This is a genomic window from Chelatococcus albus, assembly GCF_030067675.1.
Taxonomy (GTDB): domain Bacteria; phylum Pseudomonadota; class Alphaproteobacteria; order Rhizobiales; family Beijerinckiaceae; genus Chelatococcus_A; species Chelatococcus_A albus.
This window is the reverse complement of record NZ_JASJEV010000002.1, coordinates 159,350-184,434: the sequence shown is the minus strand read 5'-3', so window position 1 is coordinate 184,434 and position 25,085 is coordinate 159,350. Positions and strand designations below refer to the sequence as shown.

The 25,085-nt window shown below is 70.3% G+C and carries 25 protein-coding genes and 2 pseudogenes; 18 read left to right on the top strand and 9 right to left on the bottom strand.

Translation table 11 applies throughout. The features are described 5' to 3' along the window. Positions 1–14 precede the first annotated feature (14 nt). Positions 15–1,541: a UxaA family hydrolase gene (locus QNA08_RS04455; RefSeq protein WP_283739477.1), complete on the top strand. Its 1,527-nt coding sequence runs from the start codon at positions 15–17 to the stop codon at positions 1,539–1,541. 62 nt (positions 1,542–1,603) lie between these two features. Then, entirely contained in the window at positions 1,604–2,272 is a 669-nt protein-coding gene (locus QNA08_RS04450; RefSeq protein WP_283739476.1) for a class I SAM-dependent methyltransferase, read from the top strand. On the opposite strand, the gene QNA08_RS04445 is transcribed toward QNA08_RS04450, so the two are convergent. Genes QNA08_RS04445 through QNA08_RS04435 form a run of 3 tightly spaced genes read right to left on the bottom strand, consistent with a single transcriptional unit; the run spans position 2,235 to position 4,647 of the window. Next, the gene (locus QNA08_RS04445) at positions 2,235–2,801 is read right to left on the bottom strand and encodes an O-acetyl-ADP-ribose deacetylase (protein ID WP_422679857.1); all 567 of its coding nucleotides are present in this window, start codon (positions 2,799–2,801) and stop codon (positions 2,235–2,237) included. The genes QNA08_RS04450 and QNA08_RS04445 overlap by 38 nt on opposite strands. Beyond that, positions 2,798–3,865 (bottom strand): patatin-like phospholipase family protein, encoded by a 1,068-nt coding sequence (locus QNA08_RS04440; RefSeq protein WP_283739475.1) that lies wholly within the window; start codon positions 3,863–3,865, stop codon positions 2,798–2,800. Before QNA08_RS04440 ends, QNA08_RS04445 begins: the two co-directional genes overlap by 4 nt. Next, positions 3,862–4,647, bottom strand: a complete 786-nt coding sequence (locus tag QNA08_RS04435) for a 3-hydroxybutyrate dehydrogenase (protein WP_283739474.1) — start codon at positions 4,645–4,647, stop codon at positions 3,862–3,864. Before QNA08_RS04435 ends, QNA08_RS04440 begins: the two co-directional genes overlap by 4 nt. Positions 4,648–4,866: 219 nt before the next feature. On the opposite strand from QNA08_RS04435, the gene QNA08_RS04430 reads away from it, so the two are divergent. The 7 genes and pseudogenes from QNA08_RS04430 (at position 4,867) to QNA08_RS04405 (ending at position 10,642) form a co-directional block, all read left to right on the top strand. Further along, on the top strand, positions 4,867–5,460 hold the full coding sequence (locus QNA08_RS04430; protein ID WP_283739473.1) for a Fur family transcriptional regulator: 594 nt from the start codon (positions 4,867–4,869) through the stop codon (positions 5,458–5,460). Positions 5,461–5,468: 8 nt separating this feature from the next. After that, on the top strand, positions 5,469–6,740 hold the full coding sequence (ispG, locus tag QNA08_RS04425; RefSeq protein ID WP_283739472.1) for a flavodoxin-dependent (E)-4-hydroxy-3-methylbut-2-enyl-diphosphate synthase: 1,272 nt from the start codon (positions 5,469–5,471) through the stop codon (positions 6,738–6,740). A 56-nt stretch (positions 6,741–6,796) separates the two neighbouring features. Next, a pseudogene (locus tag QNA08_RS04420) lies at positions 6,797–7,135 on the top strand (ArsR/SmtB family transcription factor); the annotation flags it as partial. A 47-nt stretch (positions 7,136–7,182) separates the two neighbouring features. Beyond that, positions 7,183–7,755, top strand: a complete 573-nt coding sequence (locus tag QNA08_RS04415) for an arsenate reductase ArsC (RefSeq protein WP_283739471.1) — start codon at positions 7,183–7,185, stop codon at positions 7,753–7,755. Beyond that, a pseudogene (locus tag QNA08_RS18970) lies at positions 7,752–7,976 on the top strand (aquaporin); the annotation flags it as partial. The gene QNA08_RS04415 and the pseudogene QNA08_RS18970, both read left to right, overlap by 4 nt. 68 nt (positions 7,977–8,044) lie before the next feature. Further along, the gene (locus tag QNA08_RS18965) at positions 8,045–8,437 is read left to right on the top strand and encodes an aquaporin (protein WP_340321665.1); all 393 of its coding nucleotides are present in this window, start codon (positions 8,045–8,047) and stop codon (positions 8,435–8,437) included. 291 nt (positions 8,438–8,728) lie between these two features. Then, entirely contained in the window at positions 8,729–10,642 is a 1,914-nt protein-coding gene (locus QNA08_RS04405) for a potassium transporter Kup (RefSeq protein WP_283739470.1), read from the top strand. A 3-nt stretch (positions 10,643–10,645) separates the two neighbouring features. Here QNA08_RS04405 and QNA08_RS04400 read toward each other — a convergent pair whose 3' ends face one another. After that, positions 10,646–11,572, bottom strand: a complete 927-nt coding sequence (locus QNA08_RS04400; RefSeq protein ID WP_283739469.1) for a polyprenyl synthetase family protein — start codon at positions 11,570–11,572, stop codon at positions 10,646–10,648. Between the two features lie 78 nt (positions 11,573–11,650). Here QNA08_RS04400 and mtgA point away from each other — a divergent pair, with 78 nt between their 5' ends. Together mtgA and rpmF are read left to right on the top strand one after the other, a co-directional pair. Continuing rightward, entirely contained in the window at positions 11,651–12,361 is a 711-nt protein-coding gene (mtgA, locus tag QNA08_RS04395; protein ID WP_283739468.1) for a monofunctional biosynthetic peptidoglycan transglycosylase, read from the top strand. A 153-nt stretch (positions 12,362–12,514) separates the two neighbouring features. Beyond that, positions 12,515–12,700, top strand: coding sequence for a 50S ribosomal protein L32 (rpmF, locus tag QNA08_RS04390; RefSeq protein ID WP_213332377.1), 186 nt, complete (start codon positions 12,515–12,517; stop codon positions 12,698–12,700). Positions 12,701–12,871: 171 nt separating this feature from the next. Here rpmF and QNA08_RS04385 read toward each other — a convergent pair whose 3' ends face one another. Then, positions 12,872–13,144, bottom strand: coding sequence for a hypothetical protein (locus QNA08_RS04385; RefSeq protein ID WP_283739467.1), 273 nt, complete (start codon positions 13,142–13,144; stop codon positions 12,872–12,874). Positions 13,145–13,355: 211 nt separating this feature from the next. On the opposite strand from QNA08_RS04385, the gene QNA08_RS04380 reads away from it, so the two are divergent. Further along, positions 13,356–15,086: a GGDEF domain-containing phosphodiesterase gene (locus QNA08_RS04380; protein WP_283739466.1), complete on the top strand. Its 1,731-nt coding sequence runs from the start codon at positions 13,356–13,358 to the stop codon at positions 15,084–15,086. 98 nt (positions 15,087–15,184) lie between these two features. Here the strand turns inward: QNA08_RS04380 and phaR are convergent, their stop codons facing one another. Next, the gene (gene phaR, locus QNA08_RS04375) at positions 15,185–15,799 is read right to left on the bottom strand and encodes a polyhydroxyalkanoate synthesis repressor PhaR (RefSeq protein ID WP_283739465.1); all 615 of its coding nucleotides are present in this window, start codon (positions 15,797–15,799) and stop codon (positions 15,185–15,187) included. Positions 15,800–16,090: 291 nt separating this feature from the next. Here phaR and QNA08_RS04370 point away from each other — a divergent pair, with 291 nt between their 5' ends. The 3 genes from QNA08_RS04370 to yddG all read left to right on the top strand — a co-directional run bounded on the left by QNA08_RS04370 (position 16,091) and on the right by yddG (position 19,411). Further along, on the top strand, positions 16,091–17,269 hold the full coding sequence (locus QNA08_RS04370) for an acetyl-CoA C-acetyltransferase (protein WP_283739464.1): 1,179 nt from the start codon (positions 16,091–16,093) through the stop codon (positions 17,267–17,269). A 180-nt stretch (positions 17,270–17,449) separates the two neighbouring features. Further along, the gene (gene phbB, locus QNA08_RS04365; protein WP_283739463.1) at positions 17,450–18,178 is read left to right on the top strand and encodes an acetoacetyl-CoA reductase; all 729 of its coding nucleotides are present in this window, start codon (positions 17,450–17,452) and stop codon (positions 18,176–18,178) included. 360 nt (positions 18,179–18,538) lie between these two features. Then, the gene (gene yddG, locus QNA08_RS04360) at positions 18,539–19,411 is read left to right on the top strand and encodes an aromatic amino acid exporter YddG (protein WP_283739462.1); all 873 of its coding nucleotides are present in this window, start codon (positions 18,539–18,541) and stop codon (positions 19,409–19,411) included. Positions 19,412–19,415: 4 nt separating this feature from the next. Here the strand turns inward: yddG and QNA08_RS04355 are convergent, their stop codons facing one another. Genes QNA08_RS04355 through gloB form a run of 3 tightly spaced genes read right to left on the bottom strand, consistent with a single transcriptional unit; the run spans position 19,416 to position 21,418 of the window. After that, positions 19,416–20,153, bottom strand: coding sequence for a GNAT family N-acetyltransferase (locus QNA08_RS04355; RefSeq protein WP_422679856.1), 738 nt, complete (start codon positions 20,151–20,153; stop codon positions 19,416–19,418). After that, positions 20,150–20,605 carry a cupin domain-containing protein gene (locus QNA08_RS04350; RefSeq protein WP_283739460.1) on the bottom strand — a complete coding sequence of 152 codons (456 nt, stop codon included), beginning with the start codon at positions 20,603–20,605 and terminating at the stop codon, positions 20,150–20,152. The genes QNA08_RS04355 and QNA08_RS04350 overlap by 4 nt, the downstream gene beginning before the upstream one ends. A gap of 42 nt (positions 20,606–20,647) precedes the next feature. Continuing rightward, the gene (gene gloB / locus QNA08_RS04345; RefSeq protein WP_283739459.1) at positions 20,648–21,418 is read right to left on the bottom strand and encodes a hydroxyacylglutathione hydrolase; all 771 of its coding nucleotides are present in this window, start codon (positions 21,416–21,418) and stop codon (positions 20,648–20,650) included. Between the two features lie 134 nt (positions 21,419–21,552). On the opposite strand from gloB, the gene QNA08_RS04340 reads away from it, so the two are divergent. From QNA08_RS04340 to QNA08_RS04330, 3 genes are all read left to right on the top strand, one after another. Then, a complete protein-coding gene (locus tag QNA08_RS04340; RefSeq protein ID WP_283739458.1) occupies positions 21,553–22,329 on the top strand; it encodes a class I SAM-dependent methyltransferase in 777 nt (258 codons plus the stop codon). Positions 22,330–22,602: 273 nt separating this feature from the next. Further along, the gene (locus QNA08_RS04335) at positions 22,603–23,556 is read left to right on the top strand and encodes an acetyl-CoA carboxylase carboxyltransferase subunit alpha (RefSeq protein WP_283739457.1); all 954 of its coding nucleotides are present in this window, start codon (positions 22,603–22,605) and stop codon (positions 23,554–23,556) included. A 123-nt stretch (positions 23,557–23,679) separates the two neighbouring features. Continuing rightward, entirely contained in the window at positions 23,680–25,032 is a 1,353-nt protein-coding gene (locus QNA08_RS04330) for a L,D-transpeptidase family protein (protein ID WP_283739456.1), read from the top strand. The last annotated feature ends 53 nt before the right edge of the window (positions 25,033–25,085 follow it).

Genomic DNA, 25,085 nt, shown 5'->3' with positions numbered 1-25,085 from the left:
GGAACGGAAAGACCATGGATCGCCCCGTCACGCCCCGCTGCATCCGCCTGCACCCGTCCGACAACGTCGTCGTTGCCGTCGACGCCATCGAGCCCGGCGGCGTGGTCGAGGGGGTCACGGCGCGCGTGCGCGTGCCGCGCGGCCACAAGATGGCGACGCGCCCCATCCCCGAGGGCGAGGCGATCCTCAAGTTCGGCCAGATCATCGGCTGCGCCTCGCGGCCGATCGAAGCCGGCGAGTGGGTGCACGAGCACAATGTCGTCATGCACGATTTCGCGCGCGACTACCGCTTCGCCGAGGACGCGCGGGACGAGGAGATCCTGCCCGTCGCCGAACGCGCCACCTTCCGGGGCTTCCGCCGGGCCGACGGGCGGGTCGGCACGCGCAACTACATCGGCATCCTCACCTCGGTGAACTGCTCGGCCTCGGTCGCCCGATTCATGGCCGAGGCGATCAACCGCTCCGGCCTCCTCGCCGGCTATCCCAACATCGACGGCGTCATTCCGCTGGTGCACGGCGGCGGCTGCGCCCTCGACGTCAAGGGCGAGGGCTACGAGATTCTGAAGCGCACCCAATGGGGCTACGCCACCAATCCCAACATGGGCGGCGTCGTCATGGTGGGCCTCGGCTGCGAGGGCTTCCAGATCGCGCGCTGGAAGGAAGCCTACGGCATCGTCGAGAGCGACACCTTCCGCTCCATGACGATCCAGGAGACGGGCGGCACGAGCAGGACGGTGGAGGCTGGCGTCGGTGCGATCCGCGACATGCTGCCCATCGTCAACGACGTGCGGCGCGAGACGGTGCCGGCTTCCGAACTCGTGCTGGCCTTGCAGTGCGGCGGCTCCGACGGCTATTCCGGCATCACCGCCAATCCGGCGCTCGGCGCCGCCGTCGACATCCTCGTCCGCCACGGCGGCACGGCGATCCTCTCCGAAACGCCGGAGATCTATGGCGCCGAACATCTCCTCACGCGCCGCGCGGCGAGCCGCGAGATCGGCGAGAAGCTCGTCTCCATGATCCATTGGTGGGAGGACTACACCGCCCGCAACAAGATGGAGATGAACAACAACCCCTCGCCGGGCAACAAGGCGGGCGGGCTCACCACCATCCTGGAAAAATCCCTCGGCGCCTCCGCCAAGGGCGGCACCACGACGCTGCGCGGCGTCTACCACTACGCCGAGCGGGTCGAGGCCAGGGGCTTCGTCTACATGGACACCCCCGGTTACGACCCCGTTGCGGCCACGGGGCAGGTGGCGGGCGGCGCCAACGTGCTGTGCTTCACGACCGGCCGTGGCTCGGCCTACGGCTGCAAGCCGACGCCCTCGATCAAGCTCGCCACCAACAGCGAGATCTACCGCCGCATGATCGACGACATGGACATCAACTGCGGCGACGTGCTCGACGGTGTCTCCATCGCCGACAAGGGCCGCGAGATCTTCGAGAAGGTGCTCGCGGTCGCCTCCGGCGAGCACACGAAATCGGAAGAACTCGGCTACGGCGACGCCGAATTCGTGCCCTGGGTCGTCGGCGCGACGATGTAGCCGCGCCACGCCGCCCCGCCTTCGGCCTTGCGCCCGGCGCCGCGGCGCGACACAAGGGCCCCATGCCGGGCAACGCCGCTCCCATTCTCGACCGCGCCGCCTTCATCCGCGCCCACACGCGGCTGCTGCCTGTGCCGCACGCACCGGAGATCCGCCTGTACCTCGCCGACGAGGCGACGGAACTGTGGCAGAAGACCGAGGAAGAGCTGGGCGAGCTCGGCCTGCCGCCGCCCTTCTGGGCCTTCGCCTGGGCCGGCGGGCAGGCGCTCGCGCGTTACCTCCTCGACCACCCGGCGTTCGTGGCGGGACGGCGCGTGCTCGATTTCGCCACGGGATCGGGTCTCGTCGGCATCGCTGCGATGAAGGCCGGCGCGGCCGAGGTCGAAGCCTGCGACATCGACGCCTTCGCCACCGCCGCCGTCACCCTCAATGCCGCGGCGAACGGCGTCGCGGTGACGGCACGCCTCGGCGATCTCGTCGGCCGCGACGAGGGATGGAACGCCGTCCTCGCCGGCGATGTCTGCTACGAGCGCGACATGGCGCGCGCTGTCATCGACTGGCTGGACGCCCTCGCCCGCCGCGGCGCGACCGTGCTCGTCGGGGATCCCGGCCGCAGCTACCTCCCGCACGAGCGCCTGACGCCGCTCGCCACCTACGCGGTGCCGGTGACGCGCCAGCTCGAGGACAGCGAGATCAAGAAGACCACGGTGTGGGCCCTGCGTGCGCCTTGAGCGCCGTGACATGCAGGCGCGTGCTCTCGTCCGAGAAGCAACAGAAGACGATGCGTCCGATCGGGTACTCGACGAGCGTTTCCACCACCGTCCCTACGGCGAGCGGCGCCGCGCGCTCGGGCGGGAAGCCGTAGACGCCCGTCGATATAGCCGGGAAGGCGATTGAGGAGAGCCCGTGCGCGGCCGCGAGCGCGAGGCTCTTGCGGTAGCAGGAGGCAAGCAGGCGGTCCTCGTCGGCCTCGCCCCCCTGCCACACCGGGCCCACGGTGTGGATCACGTGCCGCGCCGGCAGGCGGTAGCCCTTGGTGATCTTGGCCTCGCCGGTCTCGCAGCCGCCGAGCATGCGGCATTCGGCGAGGAGCTCGGGCCCGGCGGCACGATGGATGGCGCCATCGACCCCGCCGCCGCCGAGCAGCGTGCGGTTCGCCGCATTGACGATGGCGTCGACGTCGAGGCGCGTGATGTCGCCCTGCGCAACTTCGAGGACCGCCCTGCCGCGCTCCACGACGATCAGCGTCTTCGGTGTCAATCCACGGTCTCCCGCAGGTCGAGCGTCCCCCTCGCGCCGATGGCATCATAGTTCTTCTTCAGCCAGGCGCGAGCGGCCTTGCGGCCGTGGTCACGCAGATTGACGAACAGCGACCATTCGGCCGTCAGGCGCGAGGCCGCGGTCACGTGCTCGGCGATCGAATCCGCGTCGATGCGGTGCATGAGCACCCGCTTGTAGTCGTCCTTGGACAGCTTGCCGCTGTCGATCAGGCGCGTGACGAAGTCGATGGCGCGCAATTCGCGCAGGAGGCTCGAGTTGAAGGTGATCTCGTTCAGCCTGTTCTGGATGTCGCGCGCCGACCGCGGCGTCTCCTTGCGCTCGATCGGGTTGATCTGCACGAGGATCACGTCGTCGCTGGCCGTGCTGTAGAACAGGGGATAGAGGGCCGGATTGCCCATGTAGCCGCCGTCCCAGTAGGGCGTGCCGTCGATCTCCACCGTCTGGAAGACCATGGGCAGGCAGGCCGAGGCCATGACATGGTCGGCCGTCAACTCCCTGCCCTCGAAGACCTTGATCTTGCCCGTGCGCACGTTGGTGGCGGCGATGAACAGGCGCACGTCCTCGCAGGCGCGCACCTTCTCGAAGTCAATGAGATCCTCGAGCACGCCGCGCACGGGATTGAGGTTCAGCGGGTTGAGGTCGTAGGGGCTCGCCACGCGCGACACCACGTCGAACCACAGGAGGCCCGGCCCCTCCTCGCCGTTCCAGAAGCCGAGCACCTTCTCCATCAGCGAGCGCTGCACGTCGGGCAGCGAACCGTCGCGGCTGACGCGCCGCCAGAAGGTTTCGAGCTGCGCCCGCGCCCCGTCGATGCCGCCCTCGAGGAAGCCCTCCGTCATCACCACGGCGTTCATGGCGCCGGCGCTCGTGCCGGAGATCGCCTCGATGGCGAGGCGCCCGTCCTCCAGCACTGCGTCGAGCACGCCCCAGGTGAAGGCACCGTGCGCGCCGCCGCCCTGCAGGGCGAAGGAAACGGTCTTCTCGGCCTTGGGCCCGGCGATGCCCCGCGGCCGGTCGTTCGCCTGGCGCGCCCGCCCCGTCATGCCGCGGTCCAGCCCCCGTCGATCGACAGCACCGTGCCGGTGATCGAGCGCGCCGCGTCGGAGGTGAGGAAGACGGCGAGCGCCGCCACCTCGTCCACGGTGACGAATTCCTTCGTGGGCTGCGCGGCGAGAAGCACGTTCTTCTTGACCTCCTCCTCGCTGATGCCACGCGCCTTGGCCGTGTCGGGAATCTGCTTCTCGACGAGCGGCGTCCACACATAGCCGGGCGCGATGGCATTGACGGTGATGCCGTCGGTCGCCACTTCGAGAGCCACCGTCTTGGTGAGGCCGGCGATGCCGTGCTTGGCCGCCACATAGGCCGACTTGAAAGGCGAGGCGACGAGGGCGTGCGCCGAGGCAGTGTTGATGATGCGGCCCCACTTGCGCCTCTTCATGCCCGGCACGGCGGCGCGCGTGGCGTGGAAGGCGGCCGAGAGGTTGATGGCGATGATAGCGTCCCACTTCTCGACCGGGAATTCCTCGATCGGTGAGACGAACTGGATGCCGGCGTTGTTGACGAGGATGTCGACCGAGCCGAAGTCGCGCTCGGCCTCGGCGATCATGCCGGCGATCTCCGCACCCTTGCTCATGTCGGCGGGCGAATAGTGCGCCTTCACGCCGAACTCGCGCTCGATGCCCGCCCGCTCCTTCTCGATGGCGGCGGCGTCGCCGAAGCCGTTGATGACGACATTGGCGCCCTCCTTGGCGAGCGCCCGCGCAATGGCGAGGCCGATGCCACTGGTCGAGCCGGTGACGACCGCGGTGCGGGACTTCAACGTCATGAGATCGCTCCTCGAAGATGACGTCCTGGCGAAAGGCGCCGGAAGCACTATCTAGGTTGTGCAGCGCAATATCCCAAGACAAGCGTGCGAATGCATGGCTGCAGGCGTGTTCGGGCATGGCTCGACGGACGACTTCACGCCGCGGCGCGGGGTCGTGCCATTCCCGGCGCGAGACGTTACATTGATCGCAAGGCTGCCGGAAGGCCGTGAGAGGACACCGTGAGAGCATCGAGCGAACAACCTGGCCACGCTGATCGCGACCATGCCCACGACGCACACGGGTCCTGCGCACATGCCGCCACGCGCGCCGCCGAGGCACCCGATGCGATCGCGGCCGTCGCCGAGGTTTGCCGCGAGCGCGGCATCCGCCTCACCCCGATCCGCCGCCATGTGCTGGAAGCCCTCTACGCCACGCATCGTCCGCTCGGAGCCTACGACCTTGCCGAACTGCTGGCCGAGAAGGACGAGCGGCGCGTGGCGCCCATTACCGTCTACCGCGCCCTCGAGTTCCTGCTCGGGCACGGCTTCGTGCACAAGCTCGAGACGAAGAACGCCTTCGTCGCCTGCCCGCACGGGCACGCACCGGGCGAGCTCGTCGTGTTCCTCATCTGCGAGAGCTGCGGGGGCGTGGACGAGGCCTGCTCGCCGGAGGTCGGCGGCGCGCTGACGCAGGTGCTCGACAAGGCGCGTTTCGCCCCGCGCACCCAGGTCGTGGAGATCGCCGGCCTGTGCGCCCATTGCCGTCCGCAGGCGGGCCGGGCGGGACGCGGCGACGCATCGCGCTTGACGGATGCCGCCGGGCGGCGCAGCTAACGACGGTCATGACTTTCGCGCCTTCAGACTTCGTGCCAGAGGCCGGGCCGGCCTCCCGTCAACGCACCGTCGGCGTGCGCGTCGGGTCCGTCGTTGTCGGCGGCGGCGCGCCCATCGTCGTCCAGTCGATGACCAACACCGACACGGCCGACGTCGAGGCGACGGTGCGCCAGGTCGCGGCCCTTGCCCGCGCCGGCTCCGAACTCGTGCGCATCACGGTGGACCGCGGCGAGGCCGCCGCCGCCGTGCCGCACATCCGCGACCGGCTCGCACGGCTCGGCGTCACCGTGCCGCTCGTGGGCGACTTCCATTACATCGGCCACCAGCTCCTCGCCGACCATCCGGCCTGCGCCGAGGCGCTGGACAAGTACCGCATCAATCCCGGCAACGTCGGCTTCAAGGAGAAGAAGGACCGGCAGTTCGGCATGATCATCGAGACGGCGATCCGCCACGGCAAGCCGGTCCGCATCGGCGCCAACTGGGGTTCGCTCGACCAGGAGCTGCTGACGCATCTCATGGACGAGAACGCCCGCGCCGCCCAGCCGCTCACCGCCCGCGCCGTGACGCGCGAGGCCATGGTCCGCTCGGCCCTCCTCTCGGCCGAGCGTGCCGAGGACATCGGGCTTTCGCGTGACCGCATCATCCTCTCGGCCAAGGTCTCGGCGGTGCAGGACCTCATCGCCGTCTATCGCGAGCTGGCGCGCCGCTCGGACTATGCGCTCCACCTCGGCCTCACCGAGGCGGGCATGGGCTCGAAGGGCATCGTCGCCTCATCAGCCGCCATCGGCATCCTGCTGCAGGAGGGCATCGGCGACACGATCCGCTTCTCGCTGACGCCCGAACCCGGCGGCGACCGCACGCTCGAGGTGAAGGCGGCGCAGGAACTCCTGCAGACCATGGGCTTTCGCACCTTCGTGCCGCTCGTCGCCGCCTGCCCGGGCTGCGGGCGCACGACCTCGACGGTCTTCCAGGAGCTCGCCCGCGACATCCAGGACTGGATCGCCGCCTCCATGCCGGAATGGAAGACACGCTACCCTGGCGTCGAGACGCTCAATGTCGCCGTCATGGGCTGCATCGTGAACGGCCCCGGCGAATCGAAGCATGCCGACATCGGCATCTCCCTGCCCGGCTCGGGCGAGAGCCCGGCTGCGCCGGTCTTCGTCGACGGCAAGAAGGCCGCGACCCTGCGCGGCCCCTCGATCGCCGCCGACTTCAAGGCGATGGTCGCCGCCTACATCGAGGATCGCTTCGGCTTGGCCGGCCGCAAGGCGGCCGAATAGGCGGGGTCCTGGAGGCTGTCACGCGCCTGTCATGAAGCGTCCATATGTCCGGACATATGGACGCTTCGATCCGCGACGCCGCCCCCATCCTGACAGGGCTCTCCGCACTCGCCCAGGCGACGCGCCTCGATGCTTTCCGCCGCCTCGTGCAGGCCGAGCCCGAGGGCCTGCCCGCCGGCGAGCTGGCGCGCCGCTGCGGCGTGCCGCACAACACGCTCTCGGCCCATCTCGCCGTGCTCGCCCGGGCCGGTCTCGTCACCGCCGCGCGCGACGGTCGCGCCGTCATCTACCGCGCCGATCTCGACGCCCTGGGCCGCCTCGTCTCCCGTCTCGTGGGTGACTGTTGCGACGGCGTGCCCGAGGCCTGCGCACCGCTGCCCGGCGGCTTCCCGCCGCTCCCTGCGGCGTACCGTCGGAAAAGCCGAGCACCGGAGAACCCGCCATGCCCGACCGCCCCTTCAACGTGCTCTTTCTCTGCACCGGCAATTCCGCCCGCTCGATCCTGGCCGAGGCCATCCTCAACCGCGCCGGCGAGGGCCGCTTCAAGGCCCACAGCGCCGGCAGCCGGCCGAAGGGCGCCGTCCATCCCATGACGTTGCAGGTGCTCGCCGAGCTCGGCTACGACACGGTTTTCGCCCGCTCCAAGTCGTGGGAGGAGTTCGCCGGTCCCGCGACCCCGCCGATGGATTTCGTCTTCACCGTCTGCGACGACGCCGCAGGCGAGGCCTGCCCCGTCTGGCCCGGCCACCCGGTGACGGCCCATTGGGGCATCCCCGATCCGGCCGCCGCGGACGGCACGCCGGCGGAGGTGGGCGCGGCCTTCGCCGAGGCCTATCGCATGCTGGAGCGGCGCATCCTCGCCTTCGTCAACCTGCCGCTCGCCGGGATCGAACGGCTCGCCCTGCAACAGCGGCTGCGCGCCATCGGGGCGATGCCCGGCGGCACTGGCGGCACCGGCGGGCCGCGAACGGCTGCCGATACCGAGGGGGGAGAAGCCGGCGGCGAAGCGCCATGAGCCCTTCCCTGTCGCGCCGGGTCCTCGCCGAAGCCCTCGGTACGGCCATGCTGCTTGCTGCCGTCGTGGGCTCCGGCATCGTGGCGGAGAGGCTGGCCGGCGGCAGCGCGGGCCTCGCCCTCCTCGGCAACGCCCTCCCGACGGTCGCCATCCTCGTCGTGCTCGTGACCATCCTCGGGCCGGTCTCCAGCGCGCATCTCAATCCGGCGGTGAGCGGTGTCATGCTCGCGCGCGACGCGCTGTCGGGCCGGGAGGCCGCGGCCCATGCCGCGGCCCAGGTGCCGGCGCCGTGGCCGGCGTCCCCCCCGCCCATGCGATGTTCGACCTGCCGCTCCTGCGGCTTTCCCCGAAGCCGCGCACCAGCCCCGGCCAGTGGCTCTCGGAGGTCGTGGCGACGGCCGTCCTCGTCCTCTCCATCCTCGGTGCGATGCGCTTCCGGCCACCGGCGGTGGCCGCCGTCGTCGGCCTCGTGGTCGGGGCGGCCTGCTGGTTCACCGCCTCGACGTCCTTCGCCAATCCGGCTGTCACGCTCGCCCGCACCCTGACGGCGACCTTCGCGGGTATCCGGCCTTCCGACGCACCCGTCTTCCTCCTGGCCCAGCTCGTCGGCGCGGCTGCCGCCGTGGCGCTCGGAGCCCTGTTCTTTGGCGATTCCGGGGCGCTCCCCGCCGAAAGGCGCTGACCCCGGGGGCGCGAACCCGGCGCCAACGCCCGACCGCACGTGCCGCGAAACATCCACCCTGCCGACGAATTGTCCCTGGGGTGCTTGTCCTCGCGACCGTCTGTGCTAAAGACGCCCGCCGACATTGGCGCCGGACGAGCGCCACGCGAACACGGCCGACGGCCATCGCTGCCACTCTTGCCAGCTGACTGTCGGTGAAGGACCCTCTGTAAGGCCAACGCGACGGGCTCTCGTCATATGGGTACGGACCACCCCACAGTCTCCGCCGCGAAGGCAGCGGACACATCGCAGATGGATATCCCGAAATCAGTGGCCGCAGGCGTGAAGGAGGAGGACGGCGCGGGGCATTCCACCGCCGGATTCTGGACGCTGACCCTCGGCTCGATCGGGGTCGTCTACGGCGATATCGGGACGAGCCCGCTCTACGCCTTCCGCGAAGCCATGGCTCCGGCGGCCGCTGACGGCATCGTGACGACGCAGGAGGTCTACGGCGTCCTGTCGCTCATCCTGTGGGCGCTGTTTCTCATCGTCACGGTCAAATACGTCCTCATCCTCCTGCATGCCGACAACAAGGGCGAGGGTGGCACACTCTCGCTCATGGCACTCGCTCGCAAGTCGGTGGGGCGCGCCGCCCCCTTCATGCTCGGCCTCGGCATCGTCGGCGCGGCGCTGTTCTACGGCGACGCCATCATCACACCCGCCATCTCCGTGCTGTCGGCGGTGGAAGGCATCAAGATCGTCACGCCCGCCTTCGAGCACTCCATTCTGCCCCTGACCGTCGGCATCATCCTGGGCCTCTTCCTCGTGCAGAGCCACGGCACGGCGCGCGTGGCGGCCTTCTTCGGCCCCGTCACGCTCGTCTGGTTCGCCGCCATCGCCGCCATGGGCGTGCCGCTTATCATCGAGCGACCGGAGGTGCTGCGGGCGCTCAACCCCTATTATGCCGTCGAGTTCATCGCCGAGCACGGCATCGGCGGCCTGCTCGCGCTTGGCGCGGTCTTCCTGGCGGTGACGGGTGCGGAGGCGCTCTACGCCGACCTCGGCCACTTCGGGCGCCGGCCGATCCAGTTCGCATGGCTCGCCTTCGTCTTTCCCGCGCTCGCCCTCAACTATTTCGGCCAGGCGGCGCTGGTCCTCAATGATCCCTCGGCGCTGGAGAACCCCTTCTACCTCCTCGCCCCCGGCTGGGCCCTCCTGCCCATGGTCATACTCGCCACCGCCGCCACCGTCATCGCGAGCCAGGCGGTGATCACGGGCGCCTACTCCCTCAGCCGCCAGGCGATCCAGCTCGGCCTCCTGCCCCGCTTCGAGATCCGCCACACCTCCGAGGCCCATTCCGGCCAGATCTACATGCCGCGCATCAACGGCCTGCTCATGGTCGGCGTGCTGATGCTCGTCGTGATGTTCCGCTCGTCGAGCTCGCTCGCCCACGCCTATGGCATCGCCGTCACGGGCACCATGGTCGTGACGGCGATGATGGCCTTCGTCGTCATCTGGAAGGCCTGGCAGTGGTCGCTGTGGGCAGCGGTCGCGATCATGCTGCCCTTCTTCCTCATCGATTCGCTCTTCCTCAGCGCCAACCTCCTCAAGGTTGTCGAGGGTGGCTACGTGCCGCTCATGCTCGGCGGCCTGCTCATTCTCATGATGTGGACCTGGGTGAAGGGGACGGCGATCCTCTTCGAGAAGACGCGCAAGGTCGACGTGCCGCTCGCCGAGCTGGTGCAGATGCTGGAGAAGAGCCCGCCGCACCGCATCAAGGGCACTGCCGTCTTCCTGACGAGCGATCCCGACACGGCCCCCTCGGCCCTCCTGCACAACCTGAAGCACAACAAGGTGCTGCACGAGAAGAACTGCATCCTCACCGTGCGCACGGCGGACATGCCGCGCGTGCCAGAGGAGGAGCGCGTGCGCATCGAGCCCATTGCCGAGGGCTTCACCAAGGTGGAGATGACTTTCGGCTACATGGAGACGCCGAACGTGCCGAAGGGCCTCGCCATCCTGCGCAAGCTCGGCTTCAAGTTCGACATCATGGCGACGTCGTTCTTCCTGTCGCGGCGCTCCATCCGCCCGGCGGCACAGTCCGGCATGCCCCTGTGGCAGGATCGCCTGTTCATCGCGCTCGCCAAGAACGCAAACGACGCGACCGACTTCTTCCAGATCCCGACCGGCCGCGTCGTCGAGGTCGGCACGCAGGTGACTGTCTGAGGCTCAGGACTGCCGCTCGGCGGCGAAGCGGGCGGCGGCGCGCAGCGCGTCGGCTGCCGCCCCGAAGGGGGCAAGGGCGGCGACAGCCTCCCCGGCGAGGCGGTCGCGCTCCGCCCTGGCGGCCTTGAGCCCGAGCGCGTCGACGAGCGTTGCCTTGCCCTTCTCCGCATCCTTGCCGGCGCGCTTGCCCAGCGTCTCGGCGCTCGCCTCGCGGTCGAGGATGTCGTCGGCCACCTGGAAGGCGGCGCCGAGCGCCCGCCCATAGGCCCGCAGCGCCGTGCGCTGCCCCTCGTTCGCCCGCCCGACGATGGCCCCCGCCTCGACCGAGAAGGCGATGAGCGCCCCCGTCTTCATCGCCTGGAGGCGGCGGATGTCGCCCAGGCCGAGAGGTCCGGCCGCGTAGCGGCCCTCGGCGGCGAGGTCGAGCATCTGCCCGCCCACCATGCCGCCGAGCCCGGCGGCGCGGGCGAGGCCGAGCACGAGTTCGGCGCGCACCGTCGCATCCTCGTCCGTCGGCGCGTCGGCCAGGACGTCGAAGGCGAGCGTCAGCAGGGCGTCGCCCGCGAGGATCGCGGTCGCCTCGTCGAAGGCCCGATGCAGGGTCGGCTTGCCGCGCCGCAGGTCATCGTCGTCCATCGACGGCAGGTCATCGTGCACGAGGGAATAGCAGTGCAGGAGTTCGATCGCTGCGCCCGCCCTGAGGGCGCCCGGCCCGGCGCGCCCGAGAAGCCGGGCGGCCTCCACGGCGAGGAAGGGCCTCAGCCGCTTGCCCCCGCCGAGCACCGTATAGCGCATGGCCTCGACGAGCCGCGGCGGACGTGCGATCTCCCCCGCCTGGGGCTCGCCGGCAAGCAGGCTGTCGAGCAGGCGTTCGATCTCTCCGGCCACCACCGTCAGCCGATCCTCGAAACGGGCGTCATGCGCATCCATGGGCTACTCCTCGTCGGCCGGCCGCTTGCCCGAGGCGCCCCGATCGGTCAAGCCTGAAAGGGAACAACTGGCAGGACGATGCCCCTCTTCGCCAACAGCGCGACATCGACGAGGGGCCGCGGTGCGCTGCGCCGCGCCGTCGCTCTCTCCCTGCGCGCAACTGCGCTCCTCGTCCTTGCCGCGGCGGCCCTCCTGATTGTCTACCGCTTCCTGCCGCCCGTCTCGACGCTGATGCTGGGACGCTGGCTCTCCCTGCAGCCGGTCGCGCGCGACTGGGTGCCCCTCTCGGCCGTGTCGCCCCACCTGCCGCGCGCCGTCATCGCCGCCGAGGATGCGCGCTTCTGCCTGCACGGCGGTGTGGACTGGGGCGCCCTCCGCGCCGTCATCGAGGAGGCGGGCGAGCACGGGCCGGCGCGCGGCGCCTCCACCATCGCCATGCAGACGGCGAAGAACGTCTTCCTCTGGCCGGGGCGGTCCTACCTGCGCAAGGCCGCCGAGATCCCCCTCGCGCTCGCCGTGGACACGCTGTGGTCGAAGCGGCGCGTCATGGAGGTCTATCTCAACATCGCCGAATGGGGTGACGGCCTGTTCGGCGCGGAGGCCGCCGCTCGGCGCTATTTCCGCAAGAGCGCCAGGGCCCTGACCGCGCGCGAGGCGGCCCTTCTCGCCGCCGCACTGCCCAATCCGCTGGTGCGCGACCCGGCCCGGCCCTCACGCTACGTGGCAACCTATGCCGCCCGCATCTCCGGGCGCCTGCGCGAGGCCGACGCGACCTGCCTAGATTCGTGACGCGCGGCTCAGGCGAAGTTTTTCGGCGGAGGGCTAGCCATGCCTGCGCATTGCCTGTATAAGCTCGCGTCCCAACGAGACATAAGACGTCCTCGCGAACCCGCCGCATGGCGCTGGTCCGAGAACAGACTAGTCACCGACCGGAGTTGAGCCGTGGCCGTTCCGAAAAGAAAGACGTCGCCGTCGAAGCGTGGCATGCGCCGCTCGGCGGACGCCCTCAAGCAGCCGACCTACATCGAGGACAAGGACTCGGGTGAGCTGCGCCGTCCGCACCATGTCGACCTCAAGACCGGCATGTATCGCGGCCGCCAGGTGCTCAAGCCCCGCGCCGAGGCGTGAGCCCCGGCGCCACGGCGCTTCAGTTTTGCGATCTCATGTGAAAGAGGCCGGCTCTTGCCGGCCTCTTTCGTTTGTCGATCGCCATCTTCCCAAGGGGTCAAACTGATTGGCCGGGCCTCGGTTCCACCGAGGTTGCGACCGGCGAACAGACGGCCTGCCGCCAATCTCCGGTCACAGCGAGCGGTCGCATGACGGCCTCTCGCTCGGCGGGCAAGCCGACACGGCGGCATAGCGCGCGCTGGCAAGCCAGGGCTCGCAGCGCCGGCGCCGGCGCTGGGCGTCGAGGCCGTCTATCGAGGCCACGATCTGGGTGAGGAAGGCCGCGAGCGGCCGGCGCAGGGGCGGCAGCGGCGGCGTCTCGGCGCGGTCCCTCGCGTCGGCCGTCGCCTCCCGGCGCACGAGCGCCCGCCCCGTCGCTCTCCCATCGCTGCCGCTGCGTGCCATGGCCGTGCTCCCCCGCGGGACTCGAACTCCCCGCACGACCGACAGCCGCAATCGCCATGCCGGCATTTACCCGGCGTTAACCCTGTTTTCCGCATCATTTCGGCACAATCGTCCGCAAGCTCGGCATCGCATGCCATGCACCGGGACAACCGGCGCCGCGGGTCGGGGCAGGGCGCAGCGCCTCGTGGACGACCGACAGGGATCTAGCGCGATGACGGACAGGACAGCCGCGGCTCCGACCGGAGCATCCAGGGGGGGACGCGGCTCCCGAACGGGTGACGCTCCGCTCGATCCGCGCGCCATCCTCACCTCCATCGGCGAGGTGGTCTACGACTGGGATCTCGCCTCCGACACGCTCAACTGGAGCCTCAACGCGCGCGACGTCTTCGGCAGCGACTGCGCGCAGCGCATGAAGACCGGTCGGGGCTTCGCCGCCATGATCGAGCCCGGGACCGGAATCGGCCGCCACGAGATCATCCGCGATTCGGGCGACATCGACCGCGGCACGGGAATTCCCTACCGCACGCGCTACGCGCTGCGGCTCGGCGCGCGCACCCTCGTCATGACAGAGGACACGGGGCGCTGGTTCGCCGATGCCGAGGGACGGCCCGCGACCGCCCACGGGGTGCTGCGCGTCGAGCGGCTCGGCGTCGGCCGCACCATCAGCCTCGAGGCCGTCACCTCGGGCGCCGCCCGCAGCCGTGCCGGGCTGATCGCCGAGCTCGGCGTGGAGCTCGCCGAGGCGGCCCGGGCCCGCGCGCCGCTCGCACTCGTCGTCGTCGCCATCGAGGAGCTCGGCCGCCTCAATGAGGAAATCGGCTACGAAGCCGCCGACGGCATCATCGAGCAGGCCTTCGCGCGCATCGCCGCGGTGATGCGCCGGCGCGACCGCCTCATGCGCTATGCCAGCAACCGATTCGCGGCGATCCTCCTCTCCTGCACCGGTGAGCAGATCGGCGCGGCGCTCAACCGCTTCGCCACTGCCGTCGAATCGACGCCGATGCATACCGGACGCGGCGCCGTCGCGGTGAAGCTGCGCATGGGCGCGGCGCTCGGCCCGGAACACGGGCGGGAGGCCGAGACGCTCCTGCGTCACGCCGAGGAGGCCCTCGCCGAGGCCAAGCGCCGCGGCGGCGCGACCTTCGCGGTTTACGACGCGGCGCTCGGTCGCGACCTCGAGCGCCGTCGGCGCGAGGCGACGAGCCTCGACATCGTCGCCGCGCTCAACGAGCGCCGCATCGCCATCGCCCGCCAGCCGGTGGTGGAGGCGCGGACCCGCAAGGTCGCCTTCCAGGAGGTGCTCCTGCGCCTGCACCGGGCCGACGGCACCCTCGCCAACGCCGCCGACGTTGTGCCCGCCGCCGAGCGGCTCGGCCTCGTCCGCCTCGTCGATCACCGGGTGCTGGAGCTCGCGCTCGACCGCCTGGCGGCAGAGCCGCAGGAGCGCCTCGCCATCAACGTGTCGCCGGCGACGCTGAAGAACCCCGAGTGGCTCACCGCCTTCGCCGCCCACCTCGGCGCCCGTGCCGGCATCGCCGATCGCCTGATCGTCGAGATCACCGAGACGGCGGCCGTCGAGAATCCCGAGGCGACGCGCGCCTGCCTCGACGCCATGAAGGCGCTGGGCGTCGCCATCGCCATCGACGACTTCGGCTCCGGCCACACCTCCTTCAAGCTCCTGCGCGCCTTCCCCGTCGACATCCTCAAGATCGACGGCGCCTTCGTACAGAACCTCGTTCACTCCCCGGACGACCGCTTCTTCGTGCGCACGCTCACCGAGCTGGCGCAGCATCTCGGCATCGCGACCGTCGCCGAATGGGTGGAGAACGAGGAGACCGCCCGTCTCCTCACCGAATGGGGGGTCGACTACCTGCAGGGGGCCCACATCGCCCTGCCCACGCTGCACGAAGCGGCGGACGCCCGCGCCAGCCAGGTCGCCTGAACCCGCGCGGGCCTCACCCTGACGATGGGGCACCACGATGCGCGCACGGCCCCGCAAGGGTGCCGTCTCGCGCTCGCTCCTCCTCCGCGCGGACGGGCTCAGCCCTTCGTCAGCTTCTCGAGCCGCGCCTGCATCTCGGCGACCTGACGCTTGAGCTCGTCAAGGTCGCCGCCCTTCTCGGCGCCGGCCTTCGCGTCGGCCTTGCCTTCCTGCGCCTTGCCCTCGGGCTTTCCCTCGCCGCTCGCGCCGCCGCGCGTCGCAGTGAAGGGCGTGAAGAGCTTCAGAGCCTCGCCGAACATGGCCATGTTGGCGCGCACCTGCTCCTCCATCGCCTGGAAGGCGGTCGCCGGCCCGAAGGCCTGCGCCATCTTCTCGCGCAGCTTCTGCTGCTCGCGCGTCAGGTTCTCGATGGAGAACTCGAGATAGCTCGGCACGAGCGCCTGCAGGCTGTCGCCGTAGAAGCGGATGAGCTGGCGCAGGAAGGCGACGGGCAGGAGGTTCTGCCCCTCCTTGCTCTCCTCCTCGAAGATGATCTGCGTCAGCACCGAGCGTGTGATGTCCTCGCCGGTCTTGGCATCGTAGACGACGAAATCCTCGCCGTCGCGCACCATTCCGGCGAGATCCTCCAGCGTCACGTAGGTGCTGGTCCCGGTGTGGTAGAGGCGGCGGTTGGCGTATTTCTTGATGACGGTCGGCTGTTTGTCGGTCGCCATGGCCATCCTGTAGTCCGATCGCGCGCCGGCTCGCTTCATCCTTTCCCGTCCCGTGACGGATGCGGATGCCGCCCCGGCCCTCCCAGTGCGACGATAGGCGCTTCTGCCCCGGGCGGAAACTCATTTGTGCACGCCGGCGCGGATCCCCGGCCGCGACTACGACGAAAGTGGTGCCTCCGAGGTCATGCTTGACGCTGCCGGAGCGCCCCCCGATGATCGCTGCGACGCAAAAATCGGCGGGCCCGTCCGGACCCGTCCGCTCTATCGGAAACGCGACGGAGAGAGAGCATCATGGCTCAGAGCGATATCGTCATCGTCGGCGCGGCGCGCACGGCGGTCGGCGCCTTCAACGGTGCCTTCGCCAACACGCCCGCCCACGAGCTCGGCGCGGCGGCGATCAAGGCCGCGCTGGAGCGCGCCAAGGTCTCGCCCGCCGAGGTGGACGAGGTCATCCTCGGCCAGGTGCTGCAGGCGGCCGAGGGCCAGAACCCGGCCCGCCAGGCGGCGATGAAGGCCGGCATTCCCGTCGACAAGACGGCCTGGAGCCTCAACCAGGTCTGCGGCTCGGGCCTGCGCGCGGTGGCGCTCGGCATGCAGCAGATCGCGAGCGGCGACGCCTCGATCATCGTCGCCGGCGGACAGGAATCGATGTCGCTCGCGCCCCACGCCGCGCACATGCGCGCCGGCACGAAGTTCGGCGACATCAAGTTCGTCGACACAATGATCAAGGATGGCCTGTGGGACGCCTTCCACGGCTATCACATGGGCCAGACGGCCGAGAACGTCGCGCAGAAATGGCAGATCTCGCGCGAGGAGCAGGACAGGTTCGCCGTCGCCTCGCAGAACAAGGCCGAGGCCGCAAGGAAGGCCGGCAAGTTCAAGGAGGAGATCGCGCCCGTCACCGTGCCCTCGCGCAAGGGCGACGTCGTCGTCGACGCCGACGAGTACATCCGCGACGGCGTGACGCTCGACGCGGTCGCCAAGCTGAAGCCCGCCTTCACCAAGGATGGCACGGTCACGGCAGCCAATGCCTCGGGCCTCAACGATGGCGCCGCCGCCCTCGTACTGATGACGGCGGCCGAGGCCGAGAAGCGCGGGCTGAAGCCCCTCGCCCGCATCGCCTCCTGGGCGACGGCCGGCGTCGAGCCCGCCATCATGGGCTGCGGTCCGATTCCCGCCGCCCGCAAGGCGCTCGAGAAGGCGGGCTGGAACGTGAAGGACCTCGACCTCGTCGAGGCCAACGAAGCCTTCGCCGCGCAGGCGCTCGCCGTCAACAAGGACATGGGCTGGGATCCGGACCTCGTGAACGTCAATGGCGGCGCCATCGCCATCGGCCACCCGATCGGCGCCTCGGGCGCGCGCATCCTGGTCACGCTCCTGCACGAGATGCAGCGCCGCAACGCTAGGAAGGGCCTTGCGACGCTGTGCATCGGCGGCGGCATGGGCGTCGCGCTCACCGTCGAGCGCTGAGCCCGGAGCGAGTGTCATCCGCGGCGCAGGACCGACGTTCCCGTGCCGCGACCATCCGCACGACGGGTCCGGGCGGCACGCCGCGTCGCCCGAGCTTCCGGCGGATGAGCCGGGGCGGATCGACAGGTGACCGGCCCTCGGGCCGGAGGAGAGGAACGGCAACGCAAAAGGGGGAAGTTCATGGCTCGGGTTGCAGTCGTCACCGGCGGCACGCGCGGCATCGGCGCCGCCATCGCCAAGACCCTGAAGACGGCAGGCCACACGGTAGCGGCGAACTACGCCGGCAACGACGAGGCGGCGCAGAAGTTCAAGGCGGAAACGGGTATCGCCGTCTACAAATGGGACGTCGGCGACCCGGCCGCCTGCGCCGACGGTCTCGGCAAGGTGGCGAGCGAACTCGGCCCCGTCGACATTCTCGTCAACAACGCCGGCATCACCCGCGACGGCATGTTCCACCGCATGACCTTCGAGCAGTGGCACGCGGTGATTCGCACCAACCTCGATTCCATGTTCGCCATGACCCGACCCGTGATCGAGGGCATGCGCGAGCGCGGCTTCGGCCGGATCGTCAATATCTCCTCCATCAACGGCCAGAAGGGCCAGATGGGGCAGACGAACTATTCCGCCGCCAAGGCCGGCGTCATCGGCTTCACCAAGGCGCTCGCCCAGGAGAACGCCGCCAAGGGCGTCACGGTGAACTGCGTCTGCCCCGGCTACATCGACACCGACATGGTGGCGGCCGTGCCCGAGGACGTGCTGAAGAAGATCATCGCCGGCATCCCCGTCGGCCGCCTGGGCAGGGCCGAGGAGATCGCCGAGGCCGTGACCTATCTCGCCTCCGACAAGGCGGGCTTCATCACGGGCTCCGTGCTCACCATCAATGGCGGCCAGTACATCGCCAACGGCTGACCCGCCCGCCGTCCCGCCGACGGCCGGCATCGATTCCGGCTCCCGGCTGCTGCCGACCGTGATTCCGCACAGCGGTGAGGGGCTCGCGCGGCAAATGCCTCCGGTCGTCCCGGGGCCCGGCGCAAGCCAAGGCGCCCGGGACGACAGGCAAGCGCCCGACCGGCGCCAGCGCGGTTGCGGATGACCGGGAGCGCGGCCTGTCCGTCGTCAGGGCCTGCCGCGTCAGGTGACGGGGTGCCGCAAAGCCGCTAGGGTCACGGCGCCCTGTTCGCATGCCATAGCCGGCCCGCGCCGGCCGTTCGACGGCTTCCGACCCTCCCGCGTCGGGAGCCCCGTGGCATGTCCCGCCTCAGAGTTCCCATGCCTCCTTCCTCTGCCACCGCCATCGGCTTCGGCGCCGTCCTCCTGTGGTCGCTGCTCGCGCTGTTCACCGCCGCCTCCGGCACCGTGCCGCCGTTCCAGCTTGCGGCCATGACCTTCCTCCTCGGCGGTCTGGTCGGGGCCGGCACGTGGCTCCGGCGGCCGCGGGGCCTGCGGGCCCTTTGGCAACCCGCGCAGGTCTGGTTCCTCGGCGTTGGCGGCCTCTTCGGCTACCACGCGCTCTATTTCGCGGCGCTGCGCCTCGCCCCGCCGGCGGAAGCCGGGCTCATCAACTACCTCTGGCCGCTTCTCATCGTCCTGTTCTCGGCCTTCCTGCCCGGCGAGCGGCTGAAGCTCACGCATGTCGCGGGCGCGCTCGCGGGCTTCGCCGGCGTCGTCGTGCTCATCTCGGGCAAGGCGGACCTGTCGCTCGAGGGTGCCTCCGTGCCCGGCTATGCCGCGGCCGCCGCGGCCGCCTTCGTCTGGGCGGGCTATTCCGTCCTGTCGCGCCGCTTCGGCTCGGTGCCGACCGACGCGGTCGCCGGCTTCTGCCTCGCGACCGCCGCGCTCAGCTTCCTCTGCCACCTCGTCTTCGAGACGACGGTCTGGCCGGCGACGCCGGGCCAGTGGCTCGCTGTCGCGAGCCTCGGGGTCGGGCCGGTGGGCATCGCCTTCTATCTCTGGGACGTGGGCGTGAAGAAGGGCGACATCCGCCTGCTCGGCGTCGCCTCCTATGCCGCCCCCGTCCTGTCGACGCTCATCCTGGTCGCAGCCGGCTTCGCCGCGCCCACCTGGCAGCTCGCCGCCGCCTGCGCCCTCATCGTCGTCGGGGCCCTCGTCGCCTCGCTCGATGCCTTGCGCCGGCGGCGCTGACCGGTCAGCGCAGCCAGTAGGCGTAGCGGTAGGCATCCGCGAAACCGAGGCTGCGGTAGAGGGCGATGGCGGGGGCATTGGTCGCCATGACCTGCAGATAGGCCTCGGCCGCGCCCTGTTCCCGCCCCCAGGCCATGAGCGAGGAGACGAGCGCGCGCCCGAGGCCGCGGCCCCTGTGTGCGCTCTCCACCAGGATGTCGAACAGGCCGACCATGCCACGCTCGACGACGGCAAGCCCGTAGGCCCGCGCCTCCCCGGCCTCGATCAGCGTGGCATAGCCCGCCTGCGGACGGATGGCGGCGAGCATCTTCTCCAGCGTCGGCCGCACTGACGGCCCGTAGCGGTTACCGGCGGCAAAGCCCACGAGCCAGGCCTCGCTCGGCCGCGCGTCCACGACGATGCGCCGGTCTCCGCCCTGATCCGTGAGCGGCGCGGTGAGGATCAAGGTCTCGTCGATGCTGCGGAAGCCACGCTCGGCGAGCCATTCGGCGTCATCGGGATGCGCAAGCGGCGTTATGCGCATGATCGCCGGCTGGCCATGCCGGGCGTAGCTCGCCTCGATCTCCTGCGCCATCTCGGCGATCGGTTTCGGATGGGGCAGAAAGGCGCAGGCAGAATTCGCCCGTTTCGTATAGCCCTCGGAAAAGCGCATGACCCAGCCATCGGCCAGCACCGTCTGCAAGGCAGGCCATGCGTTCATGGCGCGCTCCTCGAGTGCGCGGACCCTCGCGACATCCGTCATGCATCATGCCCCGCAGTCGGCCGCCATCCCGGCGGCGCCATCTCGAAACCGGCGAAATCGAAGCCGGGTGCCACCGTGCAGCCGACGAGCGTCCAGGCGCCGAGGCTCCTCGCCGTCTGCCAGACGCCCGCCGGTACCACGAACTGCGGGCGCTCTCCGTGCCTCAGGTCGACACCGAGGCGGTGCGCCTGGGTATCGTGGCCGTCCGGCGAGACGGTGATGGCGAGTGGCGCTCCGGCGTACCAGTGCCACACCTCGACCGCGTCGACGCGGTGCCAGGCGGAGATCTCGCCCGCCCCGAGGAGGTAGTAGATCAGCGTGGAGACCGCGCGGCCGCCGTCGACCGTCCGGCTGTCGCGAAAGGTCTCACGGAAGTGACCGCCCTCCGGATGCGGCACAAGGTCGAGCAGTCGCACGACCTCGGCGGCGGTGAGTTCGGACGCGATGGACATGGCGCGGCTCCGAGCGGCAATGCAGGCGGTCGGGACAGACGCTCAGAAGCGGTTCTTCCACTCGCGCAGGGCGGCGAAGACGGGCACCGGGCCGCTGCCGGCGGCAAGCCCCACCGCCGCGGCGAGCGCCGGCTCGCCCGCGCGCAGGAAGGGGTTCGTCGCCTTCTCGTCGCCGATGAGGGAGGGGATGGTGAGGCGCCCCTCCGCCCGCGCCCGCTCGACGGCCTCGGCGCGGCGCTGCAGCGGCAGGTTGCCGGGATCGGCGGCGAGCGCGAAGCGGGCGTTGGCGAGCGTGTACTCGTGGCCGCAGTAGAGGCGCGTGTCGTCCGGCAGGGCGGCGAGCTTGGCGAGCGAGCCCCACATCTCGGCGGCCGAGCCCTCGAACAGCCGCCCGCAGCCGAGGGCAAAGAGCGTGTCGCCGGCAAAGAGCGCCCTTTCTCCGGCGAACCAATAGGCGATGTGGCCGGCGGTGTGCCCGGGCGTCTCGATCACGCGCGCCTCGAGCCCGCCGACGCGCACGGTGTCGCCCTCGCGCACCGTCTCGTCCACGTCGGGAATCGCCGCCGCCTCCGCCGCCGGCGCCACCACGCGCGCGCCGAAGCGGCGCTTGAGCCCCGGCACCGCGGCGACGTGATCGCCGTGCTTGTGCGTGACGAGGATGTCGGTCAGGCGCCAACCCTTCTCGGCGAGCGCCGCGAGAATCGGCCCCTCCTCGGGCGCGTCGATGGTGGCGCAGGCGCCCGTCGCCGGATCGCGCACGAGCACGCCGATGTTGTCGGAAAGGCAGAGGAAGACGTGGATCTCGGCAACCATGGGGGACCATCGTGGGCGAATGAGGCAGATAGCGGTAGCATGTCCGGCAGGCGGTCGTGAATGCCGCGTGCTCTTGCAGGATCGGGCCCGACCGCCCATTCATCAGGCATGGCGGAGGAGCGCGGCGAGGCAGCATGGCGGTCGATGTCGTCGATCTGAGGAGCTTCTATGCGAGCCCGCTCGGCCACGTGGCGCGCCGCTTCGTCGGCCGGGCGATCGAGGTTCTGTGGTCGGAAGCGCGCGATCTGAGCGTCCTCGGCGTCGGCTACGCCACACCCTACCTGTCGCTGTTCCGCGGCCCGGCCGAGCGCACCGTCGCCTTCATGCCGGCGGCGCAGGGGGTGGTGAACTGGCCGACCCCCGGCCTTTCGGCCTCGGCGCTCGTCGAGCCGACCATGCTGCCGCTCGCCGATCAGTGTTTCGACCGGGTGCTGCTCGTGCATGCGCTCGAGACCAGCGACGCGCCGGAGGAACTGATGTCGGAGGTGTGGCGCATCCTCAACCCGGGCGGGCGCATCATCGTCGTGGCGCCGAACCGCCGCGGCCTGTGGGCGCGCATGGACACGACGCCCTTCGGCCAGGGCCAGCCCTACAGCCGCTCGCAGCTCAACAGCCTGATGCGCCAGACCCTGTTCTCGCCGGAGCACTGGGCCGAGGCGCTCTATGTGCCGCCCCTGCAGCGCCGGCTCTTCCTGCGCTCGGCCGCCGCCTGGGAGCGCGTCGGCGCAGGCCTGTCGTTGCCCTTCGCCGGCGTGCACGTGATCGAGGCGACGAAGCAGCTCTATCGTCCGATCGCCGTGCGCCAGGTGCGCCGGGCTGCGCAGCTGCGGCCCGTGCTCCTGCCCTCGCCTGGCACCACGGTCGTGGCGCCACGGCTCGGCCGCACGCGGTATCCTGCAACTCCCACCTGACACCGTCTGCTTGACTTGGCGGCGGGGGGAGGCCAAGGTCCGCCCGCGCCGGGGCGGGGGAGATCTCCCGCCCGGTCGTGTTCGCGCATCCGGACGGCGCGACGCGGCCTCGAGCACCGGCCGCGGAGGACCGGAGGACACGACCGAGCCAGGGGGCAAGCCCCACGAGCGACGATTTCCGGCCGGCGGCCCGCCGACGGATGGAACCCATCCACCGGGGCCGGCCGCGAGCGACGCGTCCCGCGACCAGCCCAGTCCGCACATCTGGAATTCATGCGAAGCTATCTCGATTTCGAAAAGCCCGTCGCCGAACTCGAAGCCAAGGTCGAGGAGCTGCGGACGCTCGGACAGTCGGGCGATGCCGTCTCCATCGGCGAGGAGATCACCCGCCTCGAGGCCAAGGCGAGCCGCGCTCTGGACGAACTCTACGCGTCCCTCACTCCCTGGCAGAAGACACAGGTGGCGCGCCATCCGCAGCGCCCGCACTTCACCGACTACTGCAAGGCGCTGATCGAGGACTTCACCCCCCTCGCAGGCGATCGCAAGTTCGGCGAGGACGAGGCGATCGTCGGCGGCTTCGGCCGCTTCCGCGGTGAGCCGGTCTGCGTCATGGGCCAGGAGAAGGGCTCCAACACCGAGACGCGCATCCGCCACAACTTCGGCATGGCGAAGCCCGAGGGCTATCGCAAGGCCGTGCGCCTGATGGAGCTCGCCGACCGCTTCGGCCTGCCCGTCCTCTCCTTCGTCGACACGGCCGGCGCCTATCCCGGCATCGGCGCCGAGGAGCGGGGCCAGGCCGAGGCCATCGCCCGCTCGACCGAGGCCTGCCTTGCGCTTGGCACGCCGAGCGTCTCCGTGATCATCGGCGAGGGCGGCTCGGGCGGGGCGATCGCGCTCGCCACCGCCAACAAGGTGCTCATGCTGGAGCACGCCATCTACTCGGTCATCTCGCCCGAAGGCGCTGCCTCCATCCTGTGGCGCGACTCCTCGCGCGCGCAGGATGCCGCGACGAACATGAAGATCACCGCCCAAGACCTCTTACGTTTCGGCGTGATCGATGCCATCATCCGCGAGCCGTCGGGCGGGGCCCATCGCGATCCCGCCGCGGCGGTAGCCGCGACGGGCGACGCCGTTGCGGCGGCTCTGCAGGACCTCGCCGGGAAGTCGCCCGACGAGATCAGGCGTCACCGGGCCGACAAATTCCTGTCGATCGGGAGACGGCTTTAACCGTTGGTTGACCCTACCGAACGGTTGCGCACCGTCGCGGTAAGGATCGCGTAAGGCTAACGCTCGTAAAGCTTTCCCATCGGCCCCACGGCCGATGTGCAACGAGAGGTCGGGGGTCGCGTGATGCTGAAGCGGTTGACGTTGCTCGCGGGGGTCGGGCTCGCGCTCGCCGCCTGCCAGGAAGACGCAAGCCCCTCGCGCAGCGCCAGGCACTATACGCCCGTCCCGCCCCAGACCGTGGCGCTGATGGAATCGAAGGGGATGGCGCGCAACGCCCCCGTTCTGATCCGCTCCTACAAGAAGGAAGCCGAGCTCGAGGTCTGGAAGCAGACGAAGAGCGGCAAATATGCGCTGCTCAAGACGTTCCCCATCTGCCGCTGGTCGGGCCAGCTCGGGCCGAAGGTGCGCGAGGGCGACCGGCAGGCTCCCGAGGGCTTCTACGCCATCACACCGGCGCAGATGAACCCGAATTCGAACTACTACCTCTCCTTCAACATGGGCTACCCGAACGCGTTCGACCGCGCCTACGGCCGCACGGGCAGCTATCTCATGGTGCATGGCGCCTGCTCGTCCGCCGGCTGCTATTCCATGACGGACGATCAGATCGCCGAGCTCTACGCGCTGGTGCGAGACGCCCACGCCGGCGGGCAGAAGGCGGTGCAGATGCAGGCGATGCCCTTCCGCATGACGCCGGAGAACATGGCCAAACATCGCCTGGATCCGAACATCGCCTTCTGGCGCAATCTCAAGGAAGGGTCTGACCACTTCGAGGTGACGAAGGAAGAGCCGAAGGTCGCGGTCTGCGGCAAGCGCTATGTCTTCAATGCCTCGGCGGCGAGCGGCGCGCTCGATCCGGCCGGCGCCTGCCCCCCCCTGACGACCGATCCGGAGGTCGCCCAGGCCGTCACCCAGAAGGAGCGGGAGGACAACGCCCGCATCGCCGAGCTCGTCGAGCGCGGAACTCCGGCCATCAAGCTGGTCTATGCGGACGGCGGCCAGCACCAGTCCTTCCGCGTCAGCTCCCTTGCGCCCGCGAGCGACCGCGATTCCTCCCCGGTCCAGACCTGGCGCTCGCGCATCGCCGACGTGAGCCGCCCGGAAGCGCTCGAGGCCGGTCCGCAGGAGGTCGAGCTCGATGCCGCCGGGAAGCCGAGGGTGGTGGCGCCAAAGGCGGAGCCGACGAGGCCCGAGCCGGCGAAGCCGGCTGTCGCCGTGGCGTCCGTGGCGCCGCTGAAGCCCGCCAACGCCGCGCCCGCCGCTTCCGTCACGAGCGGCGAGGACAGGCCGTTCTTCAAGCGCGTTCTGTCCTTCGGCGGTCTCTTCGGCTCGGAGGAGACGAAGGCGGTGCCGACCATCGAGCTCGCGACGCCCCAGCCGACGACCGCCCCCGTGCCGCCGCGCCGTCAGCCGACGCCGCTTGTCAAGCCGCAGGCGGCAGCCCCCGCCGGCATCACCACGGCCCAGGTCGTGAACTGACCGGGGAGCGCCCGGCGCAAAGGACGCACGGGCGATCCTCAGGCCCGGTCCTG